This is a genomic window from Segatella asaccharophila, assembly GCF_054687055.1.
On the sequence record NZ_BAACAN010000005.1, the window covers coordinates 177,708 to 189,501 of the forward strand.

Here is an 11,794-nt window from a genome sequence, read left to right on the forward strand (position 1 = left end):
TGTCGCTTTTATTTACTGTTCGAAATGAATATTCCTCACATTGATGGTGACTCCACTGTTGTCTCCCCAATCCATTCTGAAGAAATCACCAGGATTACCATGCCAGCTGTATTTGCTCATTTCCGAACCATAATCGTGGGTAAAGGTGGTCCATGTAGAAGCCGCAGGAATAGATACCCTCGTAGATCGTCCTCCGGCTGCGCCGCCACCGGCATCGGCCCAGAACAACTCAAGGACCCAATCTTGAGACGACTTATACCTGAACTTCAACACCGTCCCGGCTTTTGATGCCTTTAAGGAATTGACGTAAATAAATGGATCACCACCAGTGGTTACAATGGTATATTCATAAGGATTATACGGATTATCTTGAGACAGATTCATTTGATTCTGCCCTCCACCAGTATTTAAGGTAATATACTCTATCCCACTGTAAATCCGGTCATCAGGATTCATAATCGGAGTAATCGAATAGGATTTGGGAGATGTCTTGACTTCGTCCGATACATTAAAAGCTGTAAGCGTAATTTCCGTCGGGCTTTGCATTCCGTTCAACATGATACTGTCACTCTTCAGAGCATCCACGGTATCACAAATACTCGTATTTTTCATATCCGTATAGCTGACAATCAGTTTTACATCAATTCCCGATTCGTTTGTCCACTTTACCGATGCGCCACCATCTGCCGGATCCACATTGACTGTGCTCAGGACATAATCTTTAGCACTGGAAGTACCTTCAGGTGTTCCGGTCACTTTTACGCCGGAAGAAGATGCACCCGAAAAACTATAGGCAGTCAAGACGAAGTCATGAGCATTGGTATCACTAAAGCCACCTACTGTAGCCGTAATCACTCCATTCTTAGCGCCATAGCGGCCTACCTTCTTATGAACGACTTGCCCATCTGAATTATTGTACGTAATCATCGTATAATAATAATTACTATCAGCAGGAATCGTCCACGACAACTTTACACTGCCGATGAACGGAGTTGCCGTAACATTAGTTACCGGACTCATACTCCCCTCTCCATTGTCATTATTGCAGGCCGCAAGAGCGAGAATGGAAAGAACAGCCATCATCATGATCTTCAAATGTTTCATTTTTAGAATATTTTAAGGTTATTTCCATCCAGGATTCTGCCAATCCTGACCGGTAAAATTAAACATTTTGGTTACTTCTGAACGTTCAAGAGGATAGAGCAGGTATTGATCAGTGGTCGTTACCCGGTCATCAAAATTGAATCGCTTGTAATCTGCCGTATTGCCACTCATCTTAATATCCATGCCCGTGATGACCTTAAAATTGTCCAGGGTCTTCCAGCGACGCACATCGAAATAACGTTTCCCTTCAAAAGCAAATTCTATTCTCCGCTCATTTCTATATCTCTTTTCAAAATCAGATTTAGAAAGGCCCAGAGGCAAGTCCGGCATGCCGGCTCTTTCCCGAATAGAATCCACTGCATCACGGGCGGAAAGAGACATACCGCCGCCAATGTCTACTTTCGTATCAGGATCACCAGCTTCATAAGCTGCCTCGGCAAAATTCATATACAGTTCCGCCAGACGGAATATCCGGTTATAACCGTCATAATTAGCATATTTGGAGGATCTGTAATCATTGAATTTCCGTAAATAATAACCAGTTTGCGTATGTGTCACTGTAGTCCGGTCTATACCTTCCGCGCCACCTTCGCATGTCTGCACCTTACGTCCGTCAGGCTGGTCCAGATAGCGTAGAGCACCATTATAGTAAATTGAGGCATAGAACCGCGGATCACGATTAAGATATGGATTTTCAGGATCATATCCTGAAGCTTGGTTAATGATCGGATGCAAATGTTCCGCATCACTATAGCCCAAGATAGGAGGCTGTCCGTTAGCCATTTCGTATGAGTCGACTAGTTCCTGTGACGGACAGATCCCTGCCTCCTGAGCTCCGTCATTTGTCGGCAGGCCAAACCACGACCATACAGACTGCTGTCCGTCTATGGCATAAATAGTTTCCTTATCCGTATTTCTCCTATCATACGGAGTTGCCAGGAAATAAGAAGCGTATGCATTCTGCGCATTCGGTGAGACGATCGTCCATAAAGAGTAGCCGTGTGTCAAGCACTGGTACAATGCCTCTTTTGTCACCTTCAGAGCATCATTCCACGTATAGGTCCCATCATTGTACAGAGGGCTCACTGCGAAAAGTATCGCTTCCGATTTCACTGCGTATGCCACCGCACGGGTCATGATGCCATTTGAATTGTCTCGGATATTCCACGAGAACCCGTCATCAGCTTCTTTTACGCTTAAGGCAGAATCACAGTCAGCTAAAATCTGCCGGACGATATCCCCCACTTTCGCCTTCTTTGCTTTAGAATAATCATAATTGGTACCCAGATCAGTGGTTACCAAGGGTATCTGCCCGTAACGTTTGAACAATTGCAGATAATAAAAGGCACGGAGCACATAAGCCTGAGCCTTCCAGCCGGCTTTTTCTGTATTTGTCCCAAAGGCAGTAGCCGTAGGTATATTTGCCAGGAACACGTTACATTTCCTTACGCCTTCAAAAAATTTAGTCCAGGGTTGTCCGTCAAAGCTATATGCCCCGAAATTATCTACTGTAAGACCGATATTATACCAATATTGATAACTTGAGCCCGCATTCAAAGAACGGGAGTCAACCGCCTCATCGGTCAGGGAGGCAATGTCCAGTCCCATTCCATTCCTGTAGTTATAACAGGAATTCAGGTATCCCATCGTATTGTTTCTGTCACTAAACACGCCTTTCATCGTGATATGTCCGTCATTATCCAGATTCAGCATATCATTGCAGGATGCAAAGGAAAACATACATGCAAGTACAGCCAGAAAACTTATATATTTTTTCATATTCATAATTACTTCCATTTATTTGTTTGTTTATTATGAATCAAAAATCGACTCTGATGCCAATATTATAGATCCTTGACACTGGGACAGACTGATAACTGTCGGCCTCCGGACCGAAATCTTTTGACTTCATGTGATCCCATGTCAGGAGATTTTGACCGCTCAGTATTACTCTCAGTTTTTCAATCCCCACATGTCTGGTTAACTTCATCGGCAGGGTATATCCTACTTCCAGGGTCTTCAGTCTGAAATAGGCCCGGTTATATACATAGTAGTTACTGTATTGGAAATTTGTAGAAGTTTTTGTGGACAGTGCCGGAGAAGTTATCTTATCTCCATTATTCCAACGCTCTTCTGTCCAGGCATTCTTATGCAAAGAACCGAAGACCCCATCATAGCTGTTTTCCCATATTCCCATACCGGTATAGAGGGCATTCCATCTTCCCACGCCATCGAACAGGAAACTTAAATCAAAAGCCTTGTATTTGAGATAGCCATTGATGCCATAAGTATAATTCGGAATTGCCCCATAAGTAATAGGAGCCAGATCTTTCTGATCGATCACGCCATCATGGTTCAGATCCTTATATTTCAGATCACCTACACGAGGGGTGCCGAAAGAATATTTCGGTCCATTGTCTATTTCACCCTGGAAATTATAAAATCCGTTGCCATTGCTCTTATCCACAATATAGCCAAAGACCTGTCCGTATGAGAAGCCCTGGTCATGGTATGGATAAGCATAGTCTGATCCTTTATAGACCTCACCGTCATTCAGGACTTTATTCTTATTGTAAGCTACATAGGTCCCCAGATTAAATTCAAATCCGTTATCAAACGACCTGCCTACAGAGAGTTCCACTTCATATCCTTTATTTTCAAAAGAACCACTGTTGATAGAAGGATACATACCTAAGTCCACCCCTTGATAACTTGGTATTTGCGTTGAGGCACTGATGACTGCGTTGTTCAATTTTTCCTTGAAGACATCCGCTGATAAGTTGATCCAGTTAAATAAACCGAGGTCAAATCCAAAATCAAATTTCTTGGTTCTCTCAGCTTCTATATTCGGATTACCGATATAATTCTCATTGATCGTATACTGCAGGGAACCGATAGGACCTCCACCATTTACAGACACATTGTCTTCATAAGCATATCTTCTCAGACCATTGTTCTGGTTAGCCGTCCAGCCATAAGAAACTCTTATTTTTGCGAAACTGACCGGTGCCACATTTTTCATAAAGGATTCATTGGAGATGATCCATGCTGCAGAAGCAGCCGGTGTAGAAGTCCACCTGTGTTTCGGCAGGTATTGATCACTGCCCGAGTAAGCCCAGTCCAGTCTCAGGGCATATCTCCGGGCATAATCATAGGCTACATCCAGTCCTGACGTAATATCCTTATAAGGAAGCACTGCATCATTCTCATAACGCAGATAATAGGAATAAGCCATAGCATCCAGATGGTGCAGCCCCAAGTCAAGAAGATAATTCAGTTTTCCTCTGTAGAACAGGTCATAATATTCACTTGAACTATGGCCATAGCTCAGATAAGTATCATCATTCGTACCTTTTCGGATAAACTCCAGTCCGGAAGCAGAAGGATCCCTGTAATAACGCCTGTAATCCTTCGTCGTAGAAAGATGATTGGCAGTATTGGACAAATAGGACACATCCCCTGTCGCACTGAGTCCTTTCAATATGAAATCCAAATAAGCCTTAAGGCCGAAATCAGCATAAATATTGGTCACAGTATGATTATTATAACCGGTACGATTAATCAGGCCAAAAGGAGAATCATTCTCTTTCTGAGTGACGATCACCTCATTGGAAGGATAGTCCGAACCTTTAATGTCCGGTGTAACAGGACCATACACGGTTGAAGGCATACTAAACAAATGAGGATAGATATCTCCTAAGAACCCTCCTCCGGGAGTATGCTCCTTCTTGATGTTTCCGGCCAGATTCAGATAAGCACTTAAGAAATCAGTCACTTTCGCATTCAGATTAGTCCTGAAATTGAACCACCACCATTTATTATTAGGATTATATTTATCATTTGATTCTGTCTTATAAGGCCCGTCACAATGCATGGTATTGACATTAGAGAAATAAGTCACCCTGTCATTGCCACCAGACACATTCACACCGATCCGTTGCATCTGTACAAGATTACGCATCAGCATGGAACGCCAGTTGGTATTCGGATACAAATAAGGGTCTGCTCCTGAACGGAATTTCTGAATATCCTCATCAGAATAATAGTAGTTTTTCCCTAGTCCATCATTATAGGCAGCCTCATTCCGTAATGTGGCATACTCAGCAGAATTGATAAAAGCAGGCTTAGTAGTCAACTGGAATAAAGATTCATTCATATTACAATTAACCCTCATTTTCCCTGGAACACCTTGCTTTGTAGTAATGACAATCACGCCGTCTGATCCCTCCGTACCATAAAGAGCTTCTGAAGCTGCATCTTTTAATATGGTTACGGACTTGATCTCCTCAGGAGAAATATAAGAAGCATTCTGCTCCCATGTTCCAGGTAATACAGGTACACCGTCAATCACCCACAGAGGACCGTTCCGGTGCATATCAGACAGACCTCTGATATGGAGCTCGTAATCTGTACGTCCCGCCTCACTATAGGTCTCATGTGCCGTCAGTCCGGGGAAATTTCCGGAAAAAGTCTGGGCCAGATTAGGAACAGGGGCCTTAGCCAACTGTTCAGAGTACACCGTTGAAGCTGCACCAGAAAACACTTCTTTTTTCATTGAAGAATATCCCAGTTCTATATCCTCATCCCTTTTGCTGATATCCGGCCTGAGGGTAACCAGCATCTGGTTTTGAGTCTTCTCCGTGTCCGTCTTGAATCCAAGCAAAGAAAAAGCAATGGATCCATCTTTTGTAAAGAGCGTAAATGCCCCCGAAGCATCTGTGGTACAAGTCTTAGCTCCCCCTTCAGCAGAGATGACGACCCCCATCAGAGGGTCACCATTTGGATCCACCACCTTACCTTTTATGCTTACGTACTGGGCCCATGAAGGGAAAGCCATGCCCAGTAAGAAGATAAGCACACATATATTTTTCTTCATCATAATCGTGTCTATTTAATCAATCAACATTATTACCAACCCGGATTCTGCCAGTCGTCTCCTGTAATTGCCTGGACTTTACTGACCTCACTCAAAGGGATCGGCCATTTCAGCCATTTGTTTGACCAGCATTGACGTTCATTGCCATTTACTGATTTACGGCCATAGGTATAAGTACCATCAGCATTTCTGACGATATTGGCAGCTGTCACCCATTTATCCGTCGTAGACAAATCTTCATCCGGCTTATGTAAGCGGCGGACATCGAAATAGCGTTGCTCTTCCAGGGCAAACTCTACTCTCCTCTCATTATAAATCCGGTCCAGAAGATCCTGCCCGGTTAAATTCGAAGGCAGGTCGGGCATACCGACTCTTTCCCTGATCTCATCCACGGCAGCGATAGCCTCATCGTCATGTCCGGTATGAGCAGCTGCTTCTGCAAAGTTCAGGATCATTTCCGACAGTCTGAATTCCTTAAAATTAGCCTCACCCCGATAAGTCCCATTATTGTCACTTGAAATCGGCGTCATGTATTTTCTGATAAAATATCCTGTACGTGTCATGGTCCTTCCTGTAGCAGAAGTGCCCGTCCGCGGCTCCCCGATATAGGTCATGATATACCTGGTCCGGAATCCCGCCTTAGCAGGATAGTTCTCAGGAGATGAAGGTTCCTCATCAAAAGGCCACCAGCACCAGCGTTTCGAGCCATTATAGTAAATATCCGCATAAAAGCGAGGATCTCTGTTCTTATACGGATCCTGCGGATTATACTGGGTGTTCGACGAATTATAATTCGGTTCCAGATGTGTTTCTGCATCCTTATAAGGATTTTCCAGATTAAGTATCGGTTGACCGTTGATCGTATTAAAACAGTCTACCAGTTCCTGTGAAGGGCATGTCCCTGACTTGTATCCGCGCTGAGCTCCTATTCCCTCAACATCAAAACTTAAGGAGCTCCATCTGGTCTGGAAGATCGTCTCCTTGTCTATGGGATTCGAAGAATACTCCATGGAATTACAGAAATACTCATTATACATTGCAGCCTTTTCTGCCAACGGGTAGCCGTCAGGTCCGAAATAGCTCTTATCACTAAAAAACGTATTCGGATCATGCAGCGTATGATACAGTTCATAACCTTGTGCACGCAGCGTTGCCAGAGTTTCTTTCGTGACATTATAGGCTTCCGTCCAATAATTATTATCTCCACAATACAGAGGACTGGCTGCATAAAGGATCATACGTGACTTGATGGCACATGCAAGAGCCTTCGGCAGCCGTCCGGCTTCATCTGATGTAGTAATTCTCCAAGGAAGATCCTTGCATGCCAGCGCCGAGTCACAGTCAGCCATAATAAACTGTACCGTCTCATAATAAGTGGCTCTTTTCACTTTTGAGAAATCATCATCATAATCATAAGGAGTTTTGACCAATGGCAGCCCGCATCCAAACCATCTTAACAATTCCTCATAGTAATAAGCTCTCAGCAGATGCGCTTCAGCCTTCCAACGCGAGCGGTCACTCTCCTTGGTGACGGTAGCATGGTCTATATTCTGCAGGAAATAGGCACAGTCATGTATCGCTGAAAAATAATTTGTCCAGTAATGCTCACAATTAGCTCCCTGTCCTGTAACGCTCCATCCGGGGAAATCAGAAGCGGATGCATTCCCGGTATACATTCTGGAAGATGCAGCCCAGTTTACATCCAGATCATCGGCATCCCATGCCTCATCACACCAGTTAGCCGGGCCACGCTCGAAAAAGAAGTACAGATTACCCTTACCAGACATATAGCGGTAACAGGTATTCAGATACGCAGCAACCTTATCATTATCCTTCCACACATCCTCCAGAGAGATCTTGCCGTCCGGAGCCTGATCCAGTTCACTGCTGCAGGATGAAAAAATGGCACAAGAAATGATCAAAGCCAATATATATAAATTCTTGTATCTCATAATATTAACTGTTTAGAAATTAATGTTCAATCCGAAATTAAACATCTTGGTAATCGGGTAGCCGTAAGGGTTATTCTGCTCAGGATCCAGATGCGTAGTATGCAGATGATCCCAGCAAAAGAGATTCTGACCGCCAATATAGAAACGGCAGGAGGTAACCCCCATAAAACTCAATGTCCTCTGAGGAAGGGTATATCCTAATTCCAAATTCTTCAATCTCAGGAATGCCCTGTTCTGAATGAAGAAATCATTCGGCTGCTGGCTGATATCATGTGTTGAAGTTAAAGCAGGATAGGTGATCTTCTCATGATTAGCCCATCTTTCAGGTGTCCATGCCGTACGTTGGTACTTGAAGTAATATCCATGCTGGATATTCTCCCAGACTCCCTGTCCCTGATAATACATTGAGTAGTGTGCCAGTCCCTGGAAGAAGATTGAAAAATCAAAACCTTTGTAAGAGGTGGCAAAATTGAAACCATAGTTGATTCCCGGAATCGTAGAATATTTAATAGGCACTTTATCCTTGTCATCAATGATTCCATCATGATTCAAATCCTGGTATTTAAAGTCACCGGGGCGAGGTGTACCAAAAGCATAGGTCAAACCGCTTTTCTTGATGTCCTCCTCTGAGACATAATAGCCATCATTAGATGACCGGTCGATCTTATACCCGAAACATTGCCCCCAGGAATAGCCGGTAACATCATAACGACTGCAATAATCGGCCGGTTTGATAGCTTCATCATAAAAGGTGACTTTATTCTTATTTGTCGCATAATTGCCTCGGATCGAAATATGCCAGTCTTTGGTAATATTTTTATTGAAAGAAATTTCACCTTCAATACCGTGATTCTTCATCTTACCGGCATTGACTTTAGGAATATTACTTAAATCAATTCCTTGAAAACCCGGTACTGATCCACGGGAGATCAGGATATGTGACCGGTTCTCATTGAAATAGTCCAGAGAGAATGACAAGGAGTTAAACACTGTCACATCCATTCCCCAATTCTGTTTATGGGCTAATTCCCACGTGATTTTCTTATTCCCGAGAAGTCCCTGTGAAATGGAACGTATACCCGGTGTACCTAAACCACCGACATAAGAGGTTCCGGAGACCTGGATATTATCCATATACAGGAAGCGGGAGCCGCCCATCTGGTCGTTTCCAACTTTACCATTGGAATAACGCAATTTCAAATTATCCAGCCATTTGACTTTTTTCAAGAAAGACTCATTGCTCATGATCCAGCCAAAAGAAAAAGCAGGAAAGAAACCGAAACGCTTGGAAGGAGCAAACTGCTCGGACCCATTATAACCCATATCGTACTCAGCTAAGTAACGTGAGTCATAAGCGTATGTTGCACGAGCGGAAAGCCCGATGACATTAAATGGGATCTGTGCTCCGGATTCCCAGTAATCACGCTGTCCCAATATCATCGCTCCTACATCATGCTTGGCATTGAAAACATGATGGTAATTGACTGAGGCCTGCGCATTGATAGAATAATTAGCATAATAACTACGGCTCAAGGTTAAGGCAGAAGGAGTTGAGTTATGCAGAGAATACACAAAGGTACCGGTATCATAATTAGGAACCACATAGTAACTGATTTCCGTTTTATCTCCTTCTCTATGGGTATATCCATAACTATCATAGGAAATCATGCCCTTGACATTCAAGCCAGGAGTTATCAATTTACTTAAATCCCAGTCTAAGGCAAACTGTGAGGCCAGGTTCACCTCTGTATAATTATAAAAACCTCTCCGGTTAGTTACTTCAAAAGGTGAACGGTCCATGTTCAAGGGACTAACCAGCGCTCCCGAAGGCACCCCATAACCGGCTATAGTCGTAGGCCCTGCCTGACACGGTAACATAATCTGCGCTTGATAAAAAAGATCGCTCATCATCCATGATGTACTACCACCATACATTGCTCCGACACCCGGCATATTTGTCGTCTGAATATAGGTACCAATATTCAACTGAGCTTTAAGAGAGTTGGTGATATTATAGTCCAGATTTGACCGAAAGTCCCAACGGTCCATCTTGGACGACGGATCATAACCTAACTGGTCCTTTGACTCTGTTTTCAAATTTCCTCCCTGATGAATATATCCTGCATTGTAGAAATAGGAAAACTTACTTGTGCCCCCTGAAATATTGACATTCACTTTAGTCTGAGGAGTATATTTTCTGAACATTTCATTCATATAATAATGATCACAATACAGATAATTGCGAGCAGCCACCTCCTGGGCATAATTTGCATCCTTGGAATTCAAGCCCCATAATGGGTTTTTAAATTTAGCTATTACATCGTCACTGTATTCAGGAGACAACCCGTCATTTTTCAAGGCCTCATTTTTCAAGGCCATATAATCCCATGAATGCAAACGTGGGTCAACACGACAGAAAGAAGTAAAACTCTGGTCAACACTTGCAGAGATATGGGCCTTGCCTTCTTTGCCCCGCTTGGTAGTAATGATAATGACACCATTGGCTCCTCTGACTCCAAAAACGGCCGTAGCTGAAGCATCCTTCAAGACAGAAATGCTCTGCACCTCATTCGGGTCTATCTCACTTAATATATTACTTCGCTTCACCCCATCAACCAGAATCAGCGGCGAAGAACCATTCACAGAAGATACACCTCTCAGATATAAATCGGCCCCATCGACACCAGGCTGGCCACCCCCGCTTTGAGTAGAAATCAAACCGGTGATACGTCCGGCCAGCATATTGTCGAAACTGGCGGAAGAACTCTTCTTCAGATCGTCCATGTTAACTGTTGATATGGCACCCGTTACAGATACCTTCTTTTGGGTTCCATAACCCACCACGACAACTTCTCCAATCGTCTTGGCATTTTCCCGTAAGGTAATGTTGTAAAAACGATTTGGCTGGACGACAAACTTATAAGTCCGGAAGCCGATATAAGAAACCACGATTGTATCATTAGGCATTGACTTCAAGGAGAAGTTGCCATCTAAATCACTAATCGTCCCTTTTGAAGTATTCCCCTTTGGATAGACGGATGCCCCTATAATGGACTCCCCATGGGAATCTTTGACAACACCTTTTACAAAAACAGACTGGGCATTAAGTTGGTTGCAAACCAATGATAATAGAAATATGATCACTGGCAACCGTAATAACTCTGCACATCTCTGTCTCAGAAAAGATGTATTCCTTTTGACATTAATTTCCTGTTTCATTATAATTTTGTTAAAAGAAAATAATAAGGTTACTTATCAGATCAATTGCAAAGGCGGGGGCAATCAAATCTGTCACTGTCCGGCAGATATGTTTTCATGAGCCCTCTTCCCAATAGATGACGGAAGTAAAACACCATACGTTTTCCTTCCCTCAATAACAGACTATAGAATATTTTTCCCATGTTAAATTAATTAAAAATCCTATGTTACTAGATTTTCCTTCTCCACGAAGAATTGCTCTTCGATAAAGAACTAAAGTTTACACACTTTTTTCTGTTTTTCATCATTTTTAAAGCAGGTTAATAATTTTTTCGCTGGCAAAGCTATTGCTTTTTATTAAAAAAGGTTATCTCAAAAAGTTCAATCTTTATCACGGATCATTCAAACCTGATGAATGGCTCTATAGCCGGCAAAAACACCATATCCCTTCTTCTAAAACGAAAAAGTAAATAAGATCATCCTTTGAGGATAATCTCACTTACTTCTCATACCTTTAGATAATTGCCGGGACTTTCCTCTGAACACCCTTGGAAATTTTCATCGGTGCCGTCAACTTGATATTCTCGACGGACTGGCCGATCATCACCTCATAGACTCCAGGATCCAGTACCCAGCTGTTGGTGACTGCATCAAAAGAGGCCAG

5 protein-coding genes are annotated in these 11,794 nt (G+C 43.1%); all 5 read right to left on the reverse strand.

The window, feature by feature from the left end; genetic code table 11:
* Window positions 1–12 precede the first annotated feature (12 nt).
* Genes ACYRYG_RS04790 through ACYRYG_RS04810 form a run of 5 tightly spaced genes read right to left on the reverse strand, consistent with a single transcriptional unit; the run spans window position 13 to window position 11,151 of the window.
* Entirely contained in the window at window positions 13–1,104 is a 1,092-nt protein-coding gene (locus ACYRYG_RS04790; RefSeq protein ID WP_460197783.1) for a DUF4959 domain-containing protein, read from the reverse strand.
* A gap of 18 nt (window positions 1,105–1,122) precedes the next feature.
* Window positions 1,123–2,889 (reverse strand): RagB/SusD family nutrient uptake outer membrane protein, encoded by a 1,767-nt coding sequence (locus ACYRYG_RS04795; RefSeq protein ID WP_460197784.1) that lies wholly within the window; start codon window positions 2,887–2,889, stop codon window positions 1,123–1,125.
* A gap of 34 nt (window positions 2,890–2,923) precedes the next feature.
* Entirely contained in the window at window positions 2,924–5,983 is a 3,060-nt protein-coding gene (locus tag ACYRYG_RS04800; protein WP_293432795.1) for a SusC/RagA family TonB-linked outer membrane protein, read from the reverse strand.
* Window positions 5,984–6,012: 29 nt separating this feature from the next.
* Window positions 6,013–7,932 (reverse strand): RagB/SusD family nutrient uptake outer membrane protein, encoded by a 1,920-nt coding sequence (locus ACYRYG_RS04805; protein ID WP_460197785.1) that lies wholly within the window; start codon window positions 7,930–7,932, stop codon window positions 6,013–6,015.
* A 12-nt stretch (window positions 7,933–7,944) separates the two neighbouring features.
* On the reverse strand, window positions 7,945–11,151 hold the full coding sequence (locus ACYRYG_RS04810) for a SusC/RagA family TonB-linked outer membrane protein (RefSeq protein ID WP_460197786.1): 3,207 nt from the start codon (window positions 11,149–11,151) through the stop codon (window positions 7,945–7,947).
* Between the last annotated feature and the right edge of the window lie 643 nt (window positions 11,152–11,794).

Coding starts and splice junctions, on each gene's coding strand:
- ACYRYG_RS04790 (WP_460197783.1), bottom strand. CDS start 1,104: ATGAAACATTTGAAGATCATGATGATGGCTGTTCTTTCCATTCTCGCT.
- ACYRYG_RS04795 (WP_460197784.1), bottom strand. CDS start 2,889: ATGAATATGAAAAAATATATAAGTTTTCTGGCTGTACTTGCATGTATG.
- ACYRYG_RS04800 (WP_293432795.1), bottom strand. CDS start 5,983: ATGATGAAGAAAAATATATGTGTGCTTATCTTCTTACTGGGCATGGCT.
- ACYRYG_RS04805 (WP_460197785.1), bottom strand. CDS start 7,932: ATGAGATACAAGAATTTATATATATTGGCTTTGATCATTTCTTGTGCC.
- ACYRYG_RS04810 (WP_460197786.1), bottom strand. CDS start 11,151: ATGAAACAGGAAATTAATGTCAAAAGGAATACATCTTTTCTGAGACAG.